Origin of the sequence: Liberibacter crescens BT-1, assembly GCF_000325745.1 — a bacterium.
Lineage (GTDB): Bacteria > Pseudomonadota > Alphaproteobacteria > Rhizobiales > Rhizobiaceae > Liberibacter > Liberibacter crescens.
The window spans coordinates 728,787-746,125 of record NC_019907.1 but is presented as its reverse complement, the minus strand read 5'-3'; the positions used below and the strand labels follow the sequence as shown (position 1 = coordinate 746,125).

Below are 17,339 nucleotides of genomic sequence, written 5' to 3'. Positions count from 1 at the left end.
TTCCCTTGTAGAGATCATCGTAATCTTATGAATACAAAAATGACCTGAAAAGGTAATCATCCCTTCGCACTGATATGCTGAATATCAAAGTAAGCATTATAGAAGCTGTTGATAGCAAACTCAGCAAGGAAATAGCAAAGGTTACAACCGAAGTTGCCGAGGTAAAAATTACCTTGTCGTGGCATCATATGATTATCAAAGCTTTTATAGCCCTCTTCCCTGCATATAAAAAATAACAGAAATAAGACTCACTGCAATAATCCAGAAAATCAGTTGAAGCAATAGCTTTCTGTTTCCAATGAAAGAAGAAGACGTTGTCTTACGGTTGTTCTGATGAGAAGTCGTTCCGTGACTATTTTTTACTGGGGCTGGTTTGCCGGCATGCATTGTCTGTAAAACTGTCTTATTATTCATGATTGTCACTGATGGAATTGCATTCATTAATTGCAATACTTTTTGGTTACGAGAGGTTGGCGTGGCTACTGCTGATAGGGTTGCATACGTTTGCAGTTCATGGCTTCTACTCTTTGTAATTATTCCAGAACCACGTGTTGCGGAACCCGCCAGTCTGAATTTCGCTTCTTTTTCGGTTATCAAGCGAAATTGATTGTTTTTCTCAAGGGTAATACTAAGATGAAAAATATCTTTTCGGCGGCTGATATAGCGTGGCGGCTCCATGAGGCCGATGACAGTAATCCACTGTCCTACCCAGCTTTGATCAGGCTTGTTCGTCATAGCATTTAATCTTTTAGGCCAGATGTTTATCTTGACGATATTCCCTTGCCAGTGACCAAAATTAATAAAAACATAAGTTTTTCCCTGTTTTGTTGTACCTTGCTTGACCTCGACAATTTGTCCAATAAGTTCAATTTTATCACCAATATGGAGAAAACATGAGTCGTAGTTTGTTGCATCAAGAACAGGAAAGGCAGCAAGGTACCGGACTGGTGCTGTATGTGTTGAACTGGAGATGCGGATGGAAGCTTGCGGAATATTCCTCCTGGCCAGGAAATCTTCAAGCGTTGGCGTTTTGTCAAAAGCAGAACGACAAATAGTGGAGAAATTTTTGGCGTCATCTACAAACAACGGCTTGTTCAATAATAAGCTAAAAATAGATGACTGTGCAGGATCAGCAAAATCATTTGCCTTGAAGAGAATTGAATCCCCATCGGATTGGGTCTTGTTCCAGAATTCCGGGTGCACAATGAGAACACGCAGGGCCAGATCAATTGCAATAAAAGAAAATCGATCAAGGGATGCACTCCATGTCACATGAGTACGCCCAGGATGCTGAAAATTCCGGTGACCTAATTCTGCGCTCCCCAATGTATATAGCTCCTCGACATAAATTCCATCGTAATCAATGAGCTGGACTTTCCTTCCGTCATCAGCAACCATGACGTTTCCTGGTTGAATATCTCCATGTGCCATTTTCTGCCCTTCGAGATATTTCGCCAGAGTACGAAAGGATTGTACCAGGTTTTGAAGAACTGTCGCGTTTCGGTAGTTTAGTTCAAGATACTCGCCAAGCGTTGTCCCTGTTGTCCAGATCATCTTGACAATAGGAAAAACATTCCCGCCGACACGGATGCCTGTTGGCTGAAATTTAAAGTCTACAAAATAAGATGATTTGAGGCTTTTTAAACGTGAAGAAATCGCACTATATCGTTTCTCAAGCGCATTTGATGGCTTATGAAAGCAGCGAACGGCGTATTTTTTTTCTCCAGACGTAATAGTATAAGTCAAGGCAAATCCCCCACATAAAGCAAGAGGCAAGCCTAATCCTGTCGTTTCCACTGAACCCTTTTTGAGCTCAGGATCAATGAAGACAATCTCAGGAGCCTGCAGAGCCTCAGCGTATTGTTCAAAGGAGGGATATTTCATGTCCTTTCACCATGTCAAATGAGATGATAAGCAAGGTGACATCATCAACGCGCATGCGTTTATTGGCACGTTCGGTTAGCACAACGTCACGAAACAGAGCAGGATCAGACATTTCTCGCAGGAAGTGCCATTGGGAATTTCCCTGTGCAGCATGACGTAGCGCCCATTCACCAAGCGCATCGGTCATACACATCAGCAATGGACAAACGTATTTTTCAAGATTCCAGGTCTTGCGATGTTCCAGGGAAAAATTCGGATGAAGAAAAAACGTGTTGTCTGATAAATGCGTACAGAACAATAGCGGTTTTTGCCGAAATTCTTCTGAATTTTTGTAAGGGAAAGATTCAACGAAATCCACATCGTCCAGAAGAATAGCCAGACTATCCCCAACAGTTACAATGTCAACGGCACGACGATCAGCATCTTCTTCCACACCGAGGAGCGTTGCAAAGCTACCTCGTTCAAAGGCCTCCTGTTTCGACCAGCTCAGAGAAGAAAGGTCGAAATTCGATTTATATTTTTGCATAATCGTCGTTAACCAGAATTCATCAAGAGTGGAGTTTTCAACAAACTGGCAAGCGATTAGCCTTGCCCAGGTTTGTGAATCAAATGATTCTGAAGCACCATCGCTAATAGCAATCCGGTTTCCTCTATCCGAGATTGCAACCGCATCTTCATTAGCTTCGGGATACTCGGTATCTTTAGGCACCTGCCCCTGAAAAAGCACTTTCATCAGTTTCCTGCTATCGAAGCTGTGAAGCACGGGTGCCAATATCAAAGAAATCGACAATTTGTACAACATCAGCGTTGAATATAAAACCACGGGATTCCGTGTTTACATTGAAGCCCTTTTCTTGAGCGAAACGAACCAGGTGATCCGGCAATTGACTGGACATGTGAAACAAAAGTTTTGAATAACTATCATGGAGATCGGACTCGGCAGCTGGAAATACCACTGGATTCACCTCGGGAAGAGTACTTAAATGCAAATTGAACATCAGTATTGCACCGTCGTTAGTCTCAATCTGACGTAATTGTAATGAAAGTTGTTCGGGATCTCCATCTGTGGATTCGCCATCAGTGATGTGGAGAACTGTGGGAGGGTAGCAATCCGGATGTGTGTCACACCAAGCTGCCAGTTCTTCTGCAGTTTTTGTGATTGCTCGACACATAGGAGTTCCACTTCTCGCTTCAGGTTTAAACCAAACAGGAAATTTAATGGATTTTTCGACGATTCCTCCAGCCCCATCATCGACTTTCTTTTTTCTCTCCTCAATAACAAGCGGCGAGGATTCGATTATGGAAATTGGACAAAATATTGAGCTGCCAAGCTTTCCCTGAAAGCCGTTATAAACGTCTGTGCCACCATAGCCGATAACACCAATGTCAAAGTAATTTCTGGTCCCTTCAGATTTTGTACATCTCGTAATGAGTGTCGCCAAAGTCCGATTGAGTACGTCAGCAACCTGTTGTGCCTTTGAATGCCCGGAGGACATCTTGTCTTCCATCGAACCGGATTGATCGATGAGAAAAAGAAAGGCAGTTGGGTTACTGCGACTGATTTCGGCTGTATAAGGCATTTTGAATTCCTTCTGTTGCGGCAAGATTGAGGATATTCTCTGTTCAATAACTATTGTAAAAATAGAATTTTTCTTGACAAGATACCTATTTAAAATAGAAAAGAAAACAATTTTCTGCTTCTTCCAGGGTATTCTTTTACTCTCCTGTAACGAGTGAATAAAGATACTATTTAAAACTTTTGAGTGTTTACTTTGCACAAAATTTGTCGATAAAATCACTTATTTAAGAATGATATGCAATTTTAGGTTTTAAGAAAGTTTTCTTATAGACTCAAAAATTCTTTTATACTATGCTGGTGACTTATGGTGTATATCTAAATAAGATTTTAGAGGAAGAAATGATCAGGATTCCTTTTTTAAACATCGATGTGGCATTTGATGACGCTGTGAGTTTCGATCCTGCTGACGGATTTAAGACAACAACAGTTCAGGCTATTCACAATCTCTATCGGCGTTTGTAGAAATTAACCGTATCTCTATATATGCAACTTATTTAGCCTTACCGTTGCCTGGATGTGGAATGCATCCGCTCCGTGATGCCTGTCCCCTCTCCCTGATAAAAGATTTTCTGAAAGAAGCATCATCATGAAAAAAGTACTTGTGCTTCCTGGCGATGGTATCGGTCAAGATGTCTGTACGGCTGCCCTGCCCGTTTTTGATTTTCTAAAACTTCCCATAGAGTTGTTGTTCGGTGATATCGGCTGGCAATGTTGGTGTCAAAATGGCGATCCCGTTCCAGAGGAAACCTGGAAAAAAATAAAGCAATGCGATGCCGTCCTTTTAGGAGCCATCACCAGCAAGGGAAAAGTAGCTGCTGAGCAAGAACTACATCCTAATCTCCAGGGTACAGGACTTCGATATGTTTCACCTGTTATTCAACTGCGACAACAATTGGAATTATTTGCCAATATACGCCCCGTTTGGCATTTGACGGGTCCACATAAGCCTTTCCATTGTGTTGTCATTCGAGAAAACACAGAAGGATTGTATGCCGGCATGGATCGTAAGGGTATTCCACCTTTCATGCAAGAATGGATACAGCATCCGAATATTGAGCGCAGTGGCAATGACGAAGCAGCGATTAGTGTACGATTACAAACGCGTTTTGGTTTGAAGCGCTTATTCCACTATGCATTCAATTATGCACGCGAGCATGAATTGCAACGGGTCACTTTTGCTGACAAACCTAATGTGTTACGAGATAGTGGTCAGTTTGCTGCTGATCTATTTCACGAGATTGCAGCTGATTATCCTAATATTCATGCGGATATCCAGAATGTTGATGCCGTAGCATTATGGTTAGTGCGCCGTCCGGAAATTTTCGGCGTAATTATTGCCGAGAATATGTTCGGCGATATTTTGTCAGATCTTGCGGCAGGGGTGATGGGAGGACTTGGCGTTGCTCCCAGCGCCAATATTGGAAGTAGCATGTGTTATTTTGAGCCTGTTCATGGCAGTGCTCCAACCATGGCAGGAAAAGGACGCGCTAATCCCGCCGCCATGTTTCTGAGCATAGCCTTGCTTCTAAAGCATCTGGGTTTTCAGGAAGCCGCTGCGCGCATTGATACTGCAGTCCGCCAAACGATTCGTATCGGTCATCATCTTACTTATGACTTGGGTGGAAATGCCACTACAGAAGGAATGGCACAAGCTATTCTGCAAGCAATCCAGAAACCACAATCCATCCAGCATGCCAGCGTATTATGTATTGGCAATGAATTATTGGACGGACGCGTCGTGAATACCAATGCTACCGAAATTGGGAAACATTTGATTGAAATTGGCTATTCAGTCAAACTGCAAATGAGTTGCGAAGATCGATTGTCTTCTATACATTCAGCTCTTTATAGTTGCATAGGATGTTCTGATTTTATCGTCATAAGTGGTGGGTTAGGACCAACGTCCGATGACGTGACCCGAGATGCAGTGGCAGAAACTTTGGGTTTACCTTTACATCTTGACGCCAATGTTATGCACAACATCAAACAGAGGTTGAGCGGTTTTGGACTACAAATCAACCCACTCAATCACAAGCAAGCCTTCTTTCCAGAAACGGCAACTATTTTGCATAATCCCAATGGGACAGCACCAGGCTTCTCCATTGATTGGCGCGGTCGTCGGTTTTTGGTATTACCAGGTCCCCCGCAAGAATGTTTGCCAATTCTGGAAACATTCTTGCAACATCAGCCAAGACTATCGCATGGTATTCAGTACCGTTGGTTACTTTTAGGCGTCGTGGAAGCTGATATTGCTGATACAATCGAGAAAAGCATAAACTCTTTTAAAGATCAGCTTTCCATCTCGTATATATGGCGTTATCCCTATGTAGAAGTGCTGATTACAGGATTACAAGACGGTACGTTATCCTGGTTCGATACCATCGATCAGCTGCTTGTCCCATATCTGGTCAGCCGCGATGGTCGCACCGCTTTGGCCCAATTGCAGAAGATGTTGGTGGGGAGAACCTGGCTCCTGAATGATACCATAGCTGGTTCCAGCTTTTCTGGCAAATTGCCAGCATCAGTTGCTAATGCTGATGCTAATGCTGACAAAGATGTTATCCAGATTGAGGCAACAGTTAATCGCGCATTGGTTCCTCCCTGGCAAGGTGTACTGGAAATACAATGCAATATTCAGATTGGAAACAAAAATCGGGAATATCAGATAAAAGTACCGCATCGTGGACCGGAAGTTATTGATTATGTCCATGAATTCCTCGCGTGGTGCGTTTTGCGCAGTTTAAACGCATAAATATTGATCTCTAAATCAACACAGCTTAATCTTCAAAAAAGAGGATGACATCATGTCAGATACAAAAATAAATCATCTATTTCTACTGATTGTCATTACGATGATGTCTGTGATTGGATTGATCGCGAGCGATATCTTTCTTCCAGCAATTCCTGACATTATGCGGCATTTCAAGATAAATGCCGATCAAATTCAATCCATGTTGAGCTCTTTCCTGTTTGGAATTTCCTTTATGCAATTATTTTATGGACCTCTTTCTGATAGTCTGGGACGACGTCAATTGCTTTTGGGTGGACTGATCCTGTTCACACTCTCCTCTGTTGCCATCATATATACGCATAACTTTTATCAGATACAAATCTTGCGGGTCATACAGGCAATAGGCGCTTGCGCAGGAATTACTCTTGGGCGAGCAATTGTTGGAGACCTTTTCAGCAAGGAAGATGCCAGCAAAATATTTCTTACTGTTTTCCCCTTTATTGGTATGTCTCCAGCTATCGCTCCACTCATCGGTGGACAGTTAAATAATGCTTTTGGCTGGCAGGCCTGCTTTGTCTTTTCTGTAGTGTTTGGTACTGTTTTAATCGGTTTGATCCTATGGCAATTACCAGAGACTTTGCCTGTCACGAAACGACGTAGGTTATCATTTAGACAAGTCTTTCAAGCTTATTATACCTTGTGAACAACGCTAAATTTCTGGCATTATGCAGTGATACCATGTTGCGCATATTCTGTTTATTGGTCCTACATAGCTGAATCAAACTTTCTCATGCAGGTTCAAGGTGTTCTTCAGTATTTAATCGGTTATTCCTATATAAGCCTTTCAGTTACCTATGTTGCCGGTAATCTTCTTGCACGAAAATTAATGCAGGGTGGGCGTAGTAGTGATGAGATATTATATTTAGGATATAAACTTGAGGTACTGGGAGGAATTCTGCTGTTACTGGGTTCTATTCTGTTCCCACGCTCCTTCTTTTCCTGTATTAGTGCTGTTTCGCTTCTCACCTTGGGCAATGGTTTTTTGCTTCCCTTAGCGACTGGTGGAGCCATTACCTCTGTTCCTGGCCTGGCTGGTTCTGCTTCTGGTTTTATGGGAGCTTTACAAATCGCTTCTGCAGCAGTGACAACTGCCTATATTGGTCAGTTTTCTCACCATCAGCCTGGCAGATTCGGAATAATAATATTTATAATTGTGATAATTGGCTTTTCAATTTTTCAATTGACGTGCATAATGACGAGAACAACACAAGGCGGTTGATAAATCATATATATTTTTAATCTGGACAATAATACGTTAGAAAGAACTCCCTTAAAACACAATAACTTATAATATAAGGTTATAATTATAGACAAAATCCAGAAACTTAAAATATAACGAGTTGTAGGCTTTATATTATAAAAAGCCTACAACTCAATAAAATCATAATATAACGTTTCTATTTATTCTACGATTATGATTACATACCATTATTTGCATTATTCATTTTTCCAGCAAGTTTATTGAATGTGTTACTTATAGAACCCCCTAGAGCTGTTGCACCAACAATCAAGGCTACAGAAACAAGAGCAGCAATCAAACCATACTCTATAGCAGTAGCGCCAGATTCATCTTTTTTAAAAAAATCTTTTATCATCACATAAGTCATCGGATAGCTCCTATTTTTCTAGATATGTAACATTCCTAAAGAATAAAACATGTACCATAAAATATTTCAAGTTAAGTTAGAAAAAATAGTAAAGTTTTATAAGAAAAAATATAATCAAAGAGTTTTTTAAAAAACTAAAAAAAATTGTTGATTAGAAAAATACCGTAATAAACAAAAAAATTCATTGAGGAGCAGCAATACGTTCTTTCTTAAGCATTCTCTCAGAAGAAGACTTTAATTGACCACATGCAGCCAGGATATCACGCCCCCGAGGAGCACGAATAGGAGAAGAATAACCTGCCCTTTTTATAATATCAGCAAAAAGATTGATTTTTTCCGGATCAGAACATTGATAATTTGAACCTGGCCAAGGATTAAATGGAATAAGATTAATCTTTGCCGGAATTCCTTTTAATAATTTAATCAATTCTATAGCATCGTTACGACTATCATTGATATCTTTAAGCATAACATATTCAAAAGTAATACGTCTTGCGTTAGAAAGAGATGGATAATTGCGACATGCCTCCATTAAAGTGGCAAGAGGATATTTTTTATTAATTGGAACAAGGATATTCCGCAAATCATCACGAACTGCATGTAAAGAAACAGCAAGCATTACTCCAATTTCACTACCAACACGTGACATCTGAGAAACAACCCCAGAAGTAGAGAGCGTAACACGACGCTTGGAAAAAGATAAACCAGAACTGTCGGTAGCTATCAGCAATGCCTGTTTAACATTTTCAAAATTGTAAAGAGGTTCACCCATACCCATTATAACAATATTAGAAATTTTCCTCTGTTCTGACTGGACCAAAACCTCAGTATTGGTTTTTAATTCAACAAAATCATTCAATAGATTACGTGCTACAAGAATTTGTAAAAGAATCTCTTCTACTGTCAAATTGCGAACCAACCTCTGTGTACCAGTATAGCAAAATGAACACGTAAGAGTACATCCAACTTGACTGGAAACACAAAGAGTGCCACGATCTTTTTCTGGAATATAAACTGTTTCTACTTCTACTGGACGACCAGCACCACCTGCAGGAAACTGCAGTAACCATTTCCTTGTTCCGTCTTTAGAAATATTCTCGCTCATAATTTTTGGATATACAATACTTAAACGTTCATCAAAAAAATGACGCATCTCTTTAGAGATATTTGTCATCCCTTCAAAATCACGAGAACCTCTTACATAAACCCAATTCCATAATTGAGATGCACGCATCCTAACATGCTCACGAGAGATACCAATTTCTTGCAAAAAATTTTCTAATTGCTCGCGTGTTAATCCAATTAAAGACTGCTTTTCCAAAGATATATTAGCCTAAAAAAACTTCGATAAAAGTATGTTTAAACAATTATCCTTATAAATCAAGAAATTTATCCCCGCCCCTGTTCTATAATTAAAGAAAATGCCTTCCGCTCTCCATAGACTGAAATCATTTCCTTAAACTGGAGAAGGCGATTCTGAACTTTTAACCATTCTGCAGAATCGCCTTCAGATTTCATAAACAAGTACGCTTGAACAGGATTTTTTTATTTAAAGATGACCGTAAGCTATTCTTGCCATCTTCTTATCTAGTGCAACTCATATCTTCTTTTAATCTTAAAATTAATTAATCTTTTTTAAAAATGTCATCCATATGGCAAAGATTGTGTACGCAAATAACAACTTATACTTAGTCTATCTACATTTTACGTTATCAAAAGCCATAAAATAAAAGGTATCTCCTTTTAGAACATCTTTAGTAATTTTTGTAAAAATCTTGTACGAACTCCTCCTTGATCAAAAGGAGTTTGGTGAGAAGCATGCCGATTAAAAAAATAACCTGTCAAACGAAATGCAGCCTCTATGTCAAAAGCAGTAATATTTTCGGTTTTGTCGTCATAAAGAAAAGAAGGCAATACCAGCATCTTTTTAGCATAAGCTTGTCCTATTGTACGTGAAATAGCACAACCAGATTTGGGAGAAACCCAAACAAGATCATTTTTTGTGCCTGTAACGGCACATTTTGTTAAATCCAAGCCAAAGCCAAGATTCTTAAGAACAGCAATCTCAAATTGTATAAACAGTTTTCCAATTACTTTTGAATTGTCAAGATACTGAATAATGACTGTAAACATTTCATAAACTTCTGGAAAAGAATCTCTTTCAGGTAAAAGACGTAATAAAAGAATAATGCTTTGCAAACCGTATAAAGAAAGAGCACTGCCCATCAAACGTGCAGCACGTTGCTCTAACATTTCAACACGAAATTCTCCAAGACTATTTATTAATCTGGCACGCCATACCACACTAACAAGATTCCCAGGTTGTAATACTGCTTTCATAAAACGTGATTGCCCAGAACGAACCAAGCCAAAATGACGTCCATGATGAGATGTTATCACCTCTAAGATAATACTTTTTTCTCCATAAACACGTAATCCAAGAATTATTGCATTATCCTGCCATTGCAAATTTTAACCCTCTTTTCCCTTTTAATTTTCAACTATAGTAATAAAGATTTCTACAATAGCTAAAAATAAAAAATTCTTGTCTGTTTATGCCTTAATTGTAGTATTTGCATTAACTAAATAGCGTAAAACTATATTTTTTAAAAGATTTTTCAGAATTCATTTGGACTGCTATACAAAAAACAATAAACAATTCTAGATTATATGAGCTACTCTTCATTGTACTGAATCTTATATAAAAGGTTTTTATTGGTTTTAAGTCTCTTCTCAATACCTAAATTTACCAACAAAGCCCATCATTTATACAACTATCTTTAGTTCAATTTTAAAAATTAAAATTTTATAATTACACCTATGAAGAAGTATAAATTTATGATAGTCACTATAAAAATTTTGAATTTTATAAGAATAATATAGGTAAAAGAGATATAAATATTCCTCCTTGATTTTCCTTTGTCCTATTTTTTGTTTGACATGGTTTTTGTTAAAACTACTGTCCATTTCTGGGTAAAAACATGAACTTTAACAATAAATTTCTTTATTATCGAGCTGAGATAGGAAGTATTACCCTCTCAATGCTTGTTTCTCTTTATATTCTAGGAATTATGAACAGAACGTTCTTTTCCAAAATGTATGAAAATTTCCATCATAGTATTTTGTTAACAGCCATTTTAGCAATTATATTGTTTTGCCTTTTTACGGCCTTTACTACAATGCTTTCAGTCAAATATATTATAAAGCCAATATTCATATTGCTGATTTTGATTGGAAGTGTAACTTCCTGGTTTACTGATAAATTTGGTGTCATTATTGACGAAGATATGATCCGTAATGTTTTAGAGTCAACACATGCAGAAGTAAAAGCTCTAGTTACCGTTCCTTTCTTGATATATGTGTTTGTAACAGGTATTATTCCATCAATTTTATTTTTCTTTTTACGAGTGCGTCACCGTAATTGGTGGCCAAAAGTAGCATATAATGCTGCAATTATAATCTTTCTTCTTGTAGTCTCTGTTGTTACAACTTTTTCGTTTTCAAAACAACTTATCCCTACAATCCGTGCGTACCGGTATGCTATGCATACAATTAATCCTTTTACAGCCATTATAAGCGCAATCAAATATAAATTTTCTTATAAAAATATAAATAATATCGTTGTAATGCCAATAGGGACCGATGCAAAAGTTGATGGTGTACCATTGATAAATCATAATCCTCGTGTTCTTATTGTTGTTGCAGGAGAAACAGCACGGGCAAATAATTTTTCTCTTGGCGGGTATAAAAAGGAAACAAATCCAGAGCTTTCAAAACGTAATGTGCTATATTTTGATAACACTAATAGCTGTGGAACCGTGACAGAAGTATCTATTCCATGTATGTTTTCTATATATCCAAAATCAGAGTACAGCTTCAAGAAAGGACGTACAACAGAAACTCTTCCTGATGTTCTTCACCATGCGGGTATTTACGTTGAGTGGTGGGATAATAACACAGGCAGTAAAGATGTTGCTAAACGTATAAAGAACGTTCTTTTTTTTAAATAGCAAATCTCCTCGTTTCTGCAATGAAGGTGAATGCCAAGATGGAATTATGCTCGATAAAATTGGAGAATGGCTTGACAACGTAAAGACAGACAGCGTTCTTTTCCTTCATCAGCTTGGTAGTCATGGACCTGCTTATTACAGACGTTATCCAGATAATTTTCGTCATTTTCAGCCGGAATGCAGAGAAAAAGATTTTAATAACTGTTCTATGGAAGCAGTCAGAAATGCCTATGATAACACAATTCTTTATACTGATTATTTTCTAAGCAAACTTATTGATGAACTTGTATTACGCTCACAAAAAATGAGTGGAGCAATTTTTTATATGTCTGATCATGGTGAATCACTTGGTGAAGGTGGGCTTTTCCTTCATGGAACGCCCTATATGTTTGCTCCTAGAATGCAAACACATATCCCTTTTGTTATATGGATGTCTCCTGATTTTTCAAAAACTGCTTCTATTGATCAAGAATGTATTAAAAGAACTAAGCTGCATAAAGAACATTCTCATGACAATCTCTTTCATTCTGTTTTATCAATGATGAATGTTAATACTTCTATAAAAAATAGAAAACTTGATATATTCGCAGACTGTAAAGAAAACAACAATATTAAGTAAAAGCCTTTTTAAATGAACGTCAATACATCATTATTTTCTTTTCAACTCCATAAAAAAAGTTTATAATTTATGCTGTCAAAAGAAATTATATCTTATGACTATAGCAATAAATATTCAATATAATAAACCAATTGGACTCGGGGGCAGTACCCGGCGCCTCCACCATAACCTTTTAAAATTGTTTAATATTAAATCAATATAATGGGGGCGAAACAGGATCGACAAGGGCGTAAAGATTGAAAGTTTGCTCGGTATTGTACCACCGTTATCGGGCTAAAATCTAGTTGCAAACGACAACTATGCTGAAGCACGTCTCGCTGCTTAATTGCGGTGTGACACTTCAACTCAAGTCCTGATGGGTTGCACCATTAGGCGGGGCCCGAAGGCGCCTGGCAACAGAAGCCTTCACTTTAAAAGTTTTAACGTATAACAGAGAATAAATCATATTGTGAAGTTATCTAATAATCTTTTATAATGATTTTCTATATAAAAAAATTAATAGTATCTTTTCAGAGTTATCAAAATAATTAAGTATTTCTGTATTAAAGTAGAAAGAGTAAATAATGAGTCAGGATCACATTCGTTATGACATTCTGGCAAAAGATGCCCTCCGTGGTGTCATAAAAACTGTTATTTCTGAAGTTGCTGCAACTGGTCGTCTTCCAGGAGATCATTACTTCTTTATAACTTTTTTAACAAATGCTCATGGAGTACGTATTTCTCAAAATCTAAAAAAAATCTATCCCGAACAGATGACTATAGTCATTCAAAATCAATTTTGGGATCTCAAGGTTTTGGAAAGCCATTTTGAAATAAGCTTATCTTTTTCTGATGTACCAGAAAGGTTAACTGTACCTTTTAATGCTATTCGTGGCTTTTATGATCCATCTGTTAATTTTGAATTAGAATTTGATGTCTCTATTAATGAAATAACTACAGAAGAAGAAAAAAACGCGCCTATTCTTTCAAATAATGTAACTAAAAAGATTTCCTTAAAAATGATCCCATTAAAAATAAAGAGAATAAAAAGCCAGCTTCAGTAATATCATTGGATACTTTTAGAAAAAAATAAGCAAATTATTATCAAATTTCTGAGTTATACAGGAAGTTATAAGATTCTCTATGAGAATAGTATGGTATCAATAAAGTATAATAGCTGTTATACTTTATTGATACCATTGCAAATAATAAATTTAGCATATTTAATGATATGTTTTATTATCAAAAGAATAAAATATTGCCTCACGATGCAAAAGATTTTTTTCTAGAATATGTGATTGTAAGCGTTCAACACGTCGTCTTTTCTGTTCATAAGAACGCATAGATATATAATTTATAATTTCAACAGCATCAATACGCCGATGTATTTTTCCGAATGGACCATAAAATTCCAACTTCAACGTAGGCGAACCTAAATTCATATTTAATTGACTTTGTTGAAACCTGATCTCAAGTGAAGACTGGTATTTTGAATTCAAAAAATCAATATTTGCATTAAAAGCTAAATTAGCATTATCCTGTTCAATGTTTACATTATGGATTTTTAGATTCCCGGAAATAACTTGAAACGGCATAACGACAGGAACCAATTTTGTTTTACTATTCTTCAACAACTCACTAACAAGATAACGAATATTTTCATCCTTTATATCTTCCTTCATAACATCAATTTTTGAAATTAAAGATTGAATTAAATTCAAATTTAACTCATTAATTGAGGTTTCAGGAAGGTTTAATTCTCCCATTCCTATCATACCTTTAACAATTTCAAGCAAATTCTTCCCTGTGCTTTCTAAATCAAGCTTTAAATTAAACTTCCCTGATAATAAAGGTTGATTGGCATTATCTACTCCTTTAAAGGTAGAAAGATCTAAACCGTCTGCCTGAAGATTCATTTTCCAAAATCCAAAGCCATCATTATTATCAAGCAAGATGTTGCCTTTTATTTGCCCTTCTTTCCAAAGACCATGAATATCATTTAATTGTAGTTGCCCGCCATTATAAAGAATATTAGCATTAACATCATGAATGAATTCCTTTAAAGGTGTATCAAATATTGCTGCATGTAATTTTAATTTTAAATTCAGACCTGAAAAAACAGGTTTGATAAATGTAGCATTCCATCCATTTTCAGAGAAAAAATTTGTTAAAGGGCCATAAACTGCAGATATTAACCAATCAAGATCTATAGTATTAAATGTTAAATCACCTTCAACTTTAGGATGATTAACGAATGGGTTAATCGTTAAGCTACCTGAAAAGCTTTTTTTTGCTACTTCGCCAACTATATTTGATAAAACTATATTCTTAGAATTAACTTCTGCTTCGGCTTTCAATTTTATAGGTAAACCCGTACCAATATTCGGAAGAGCTACTCCATACATGAGAAGATATGGATCCAAATCAACTGTTTCCAGTGAAAGATTTGCTTTACCCAATAAGAAATTTTCTGTATTAACACCAACCATTCCTTTTGCAGTAAAAAAACTATGATCTGTTGCGAAAGTGAGCTGACTTTCTAGCAAAGAATTAAGAGCGCCTTTCGCAGTAACAGTTAATCGTGCATTTGTATCAGCCTTAACATCTATAGGTAATGTTTCCACACCAGCCTGCCCAAGAAGAATAGATGTATTTTGATTTTCAATGGTTGCTTGAAATTTTATTTCTTTTTGATGATATATATCAGATATACGATAATCGACATTAAGACGGCTGCCATTACCAACACCAGCCATAGTCACTGTAATACTCTGTTCGTTGGTTTCTTTAAGATTTATAGATCCACGCAACGCTGTATTATTATACCAACGAGCATTATTAAAAAGCTTCTTTAAAAATGGATGAGGCCCAAAAAGTCCATTCACTAATGCAAGAAATGGAGAAGGATCTGCCGCCTTAAATGTGAACTCTCCTGTTCCGTTCCATGTATTAGAAATACGTGATGCCTGACCTGAAAGTGTCATCTCAGCACCAGCAACATTAACCAGAGACAAGCGATTAATATGAACATTATTATTCTCAAGAGTAAACCATATGTTTAAAGCTCCTGCTTTAACATTAGAAATGAACACATTATCGGTTTTTAACTCTACAGTAACATGATTGCTCAAAAGAGTAGAACTTATTTCAGGTTGCATAAATATATTTTGTAAAGCATGAATAGTATCAATATCCAATTGATCACCAACCAGAGTTGCACTAACAATAGATGGATAACCAGAAACAACCTGTCTTGCTGCATGTCCTTTAAAAGTTGATGAACCAATATCTATTTCTAATGAATCAAATAATTGCGATTCCCGTGATATAATAATATCTGAAGAAAATCCTATAGACATCATTGGATAACGTTGAGAATTAAATTGTGGATATATCCACGATAAAAATCCTGAAGGTTGAGTAGATGCCAAAAGAATATGACCTTTAAATAATGGCTGTCCTTTAAAAAGAAAATCTCCTTTTGCTTCTAGTTTGGTATTTCCCGGAAGAGTAGCAATAGCTTTGTCTATACGCCATCCTGTTTTTGAAAATAATAAATCAAGATGAATATCTTGCAATGATACCTTTTCAGAAATAACAGCAGGAAGATCAATACTTGCCCGTCCTTGTATCGAAGGAACAGGAAGACGAGATGAAATAGCCATAATTATGCTGATCCAGTCATTATTAAAAACAATAGGATTCCTACTCGTTTTTCCTTCATGTTTTTCCTGAATAATGTTTTTAATATTAATTTTTTGACCATGCGCAATTAAAAAAAATTCTGGATTAAAACCCATTTCTAAAGTTGCTTTTCCTTTAACAACATAAGGATTTTCTTTAATATTTCCTAATTCAGCTTGGTACTGCGGTATTTTGATACGCTGATTCGTAATTTCAATATCTCCTGAAATACGAGGTTTTTCTTTTAATTCCTGTATTCCTAAATTTTTTAACGGATCTGTTAAAGCCATAAAAGAACCACGATAAACAGGCTGCTGTTTATCTAAATAAAGCTGTCCATTTATATCAATGACGACCGGATAAAAATCAGGAGAAAGTTTTAATTTCAGAGGTATTATATTTCCTGATTCAGGAAATTCTACAAATAGACCAAAAGCACTACGATTATCATCAAAAATCCCACTTCCTTCAAGCCGTAAAGCTCCTCCCAAAGAGCTCTTTAAAAGATTATGAGTATTAGAAGCATGAGCAGACATCTCTGCATCAAGATCAACAATATAATGATGACGCCCTAACTGTTGATCAAAGAAGTCTACTTCTCCTCCTTTAATATGTACATTTTCCAAAATAATACTATGCATTGGAATTTTTATTTTGTTTTCTTGAAACCAGTCAAAACCACCATCCTTTAAAAGCTGGATTTTTAAATGTGGTTGTTCAATCCGCATGTCAAATATGCGAATTTCACCAGATAAAAAAGGAGCAAGTTCAGCATCCATTGAAAATTTATCAATTTTTAACTGAACATCTTCACCATTATCTTTACTGATACGTACATCATACAGTGTTACTGATGGAAACGGCAAAATACGGGCACTAACATTCCCATGGACAACAACTCTTTTACCAAGGATAATGCTGGCCTGCCGTTCAAAGTTAGATCGAAAATCTGTTCCATCTATGAACATCGGAGCAACTAATACTCCAATAAGAACAATAGTTAACAATAAACCGAAAAAAATCAGTATTCGTCCGAGCAAAACAGTTTTCTCCGTTTAAACCCGTTAGTATAGTATTGCCATGCACAGCAACAGTAAGATAGCATCAAGAATTAAAACTTTCTTTATTATAAATCAACAAAGTTTATTATACTAATATAAAAATCAAATTAAAAATAATTTATCTA

The 17,339-nt window shown here is 36.7% G+C and carries 15 protein-coding genes and 1 other RNA gene; 8 read left to right on the top strand and 8 right to left on the bottom strand.

What is annotated here, in order from left to right; all coding sequences use genetic code 11:
* Window positions 1-204: 204 nt before the first annotated feature.
* Genes B488_RS03255 through B488_RS03245 form a run of 3 tightly spaced genes read right to left on the bottom strand, consistent with a single transcriptional unit; the run spans window position 205 to window position 3,464 of the window.
* A complete protein-coding gene (locus B488_RS03255) occupies window positions 205-1,884 on the bottom strand; it encodes a hypothetical protein (RefSeq protein ID WP_015273091.1) in 1,680 nt (559 codons plus the stop codon).
* Complete coding sequence (locus B488_RS03250; RefSeq protein ID WP_015273090.1) at window positions 1,865-2,617, bottom strand: hypothetical protein; 753 nt, start codon at window positions 2,615-2,617, stop codon at window positions 1,865-1,867. Before B488_RS03250 ends, B488_RS03255 begins: the two co-directional genes overlap by 20 nt.
* A 10-nt stretch (window positions 2,618-2,627) precedes the next feature.
* A complete protein-coding gene (locus tag B488_RS03245) occupies window positions 2,628-3,464 on the bottom strand; it encodes a hypothetical protein (protein WP_015273089.1) in 837 nt (278 codons plus the stop codon).
* Window positions 3,465-3,802: 338 nt separating this feature from the next.
* Between B488_RS03245 and B488_RS07425 the strand changes: the two genes are divergently transcribed.
* The 4 genes from B488_RS07425 to B488_RS06845 all read left to right on the top strand — a co-directional run bounded on the left by B488_RS07425 (window position 3,803) and on the right by B488_RS06845 (window position 7,473).
* Complete coding sequence (locus tag B488_RS07425; RefSeq protein WP_015273088.1) at window positions 3,803-3,925, top strand: hypothetical protein; 123 nt, start codon at window positions 3,803-3,805, stop codon at window positions 3,923-3,925.
* A 124-nt stretch (window positions 3,926-4,049) separates the two neighbouring features.
* On the top strand, window positions 4,050-6,215 hold the full coding sequence (locus tag B488_RS03240) for an isocitrate/isopropylmalate dehydrogenase family protein (protein ID WP_015273087.1): 2,166 nt from the start codon (window positions 4,050-4,052) through the stop codon (window positions 6,213-6,215).
* Window positions 6,216-6,267: 52 nt separating this feature from the next.
* A complete protein-coding gene (locus tag B488_RS06850) occupies window positions 6,268-6,897 on the top strand; it encodes an MFS transporter (RefSeq protein WP_015273086.1) in 630 nt (209 codons plus the stop codon).
* An 87-nt stretch (window positions 6,898-6,984) separates the two neighbouring features.
* Window positions 6,985-7,473, top strand: a complete 489-nt coding sequence (locus tag B488_RS06845) for an MFS transporter (RefSeq protein ID WP_015273085.1) — start codon at window positions 6,985-6,987, stop codon at window positions 7,471-7,473.
* 199 nt (window positions 7,474-7,672) lie between these two features.
* Here B488_RS06845 and B488_RS03230 read toward each other — a convergent pair whose 3' ends face one another.
* The 4 genes from B488_RS03230 to recO all read right to left on the bottom strand — a co-directional run bounded on the left by B488_RS03230 (window position 7,673) and on the right by recO (window position 10,330).
* On the bottom strand, window positions 7,673-7,861 hold the full coding sequence (locus tag B488_RS03230; protein WP_015273084.1) for a Flp family type IVb pilin: 189 nt from the start codon (window positions 7,859-7,861) through the stop codon (window positions 7,673-7,675).
* A gap of 181 nt (window positions 7,862-8,042) precedes the next feature.
* Window positions 8,043-9,188: a dual-specificity RNA methyltransferase RlmN gene (rlmN, locus tag B488_RS03225; protein ID WP_051012113.1), complete on the bottom strand. Its 1,146-nt coding sequence runs from the start codon at window positions 9,186-9,188 to the stop codon at window positions 8,043-8,045.
* A 62-nt stretch (window positions 9,189-9,250) separates the two neighbouring features.
* Complete coding sequence (locus B488_RS07420; protein ID WP_015273082.1) at window positions 9,251-9,379, bottom strand: hypothetical protein; 129 nt, start codon at window positions 9,377-9,379, stop codon at window positions 9,251-9,253.
* 225 nt (window positions 9,380-9,604) lie between these two features.
* A complete protein-coding gene (gene recO / locus B488_RS03220) occupies window positions 9,605-10,330 on the bottom strand; it encodes a DNA repair protein RecO (RefSeq protein WP_015273081.1) in 726 nt (241 codons plus the stop codon).
* A gap of 512 nt (window positions 10,331-10,842) precedes the next feature.
* Between recO and B488_RS07415 the strand changes: the two genes are divergently transcribed.
* From B488_RS07415 to B488_RS03210, 4 genes are all read left to right on the top strand, one after another.
* The gene (locus tag B488_RS07415; RefSeq protein WP_280109467.1) at window positions 10,843-11,871 is read left to right on the top strand and encodes a phosphoethanolamine transferase; all 1,029 of its coding nucleotides are present in this window, start codon (window positions 10,843-10,845) and stop codon (window positions 11,869-11,871) included.
* Window positions 11,872-11,917: 46 nt separating this feature from the next.
* A complete protein-coding gene (locus B488_RS07410) occupies window positions 11,918-12,490 on the top strand; it encodes a phosphoethanolamine transferase (RefSeq protein WP_280109466.1) in 573 nt (190 codons plus the stop codon).
* A gap of 34 nt (window positions 12,491-12,524) precedes the next feature.
* Window positions 12,525-12,900, top strand: a transfer-messenger RNA (tmRNA) gene (gene ssrA, locus B488_RS07010).
* Between the two features lie 153 nt (window positions 12,901-13,053).
* Window positions 13,054-13,533, top strand: coding sequence for an SspB family protein (locus B488_RS03210; protein ID WP_015273079.1), 480 nt, complete (start codon window positions 13,054-13,056; stop codon window positions 13,531-13,533).
* Window positions 13,534-13,692: 159 nt separating this feature from the next.
* Here B488_RS03210 and B488_RS03205 read toward each other — a convergent pair whose 3' ends face one another.
* On the bottom strand, window positions 13,693-17,193 hold the full coding sequence (locus B488_RS03205; protein ID WP_051012112.1) for an AsmA family protein: 3,501 nt from the start codon (window positions 17,191-17,193) through the stop codon (window positions 13,693-13,695).
* Window positions 17,194-17,339 lie beyond the last annotated feature (146 nt).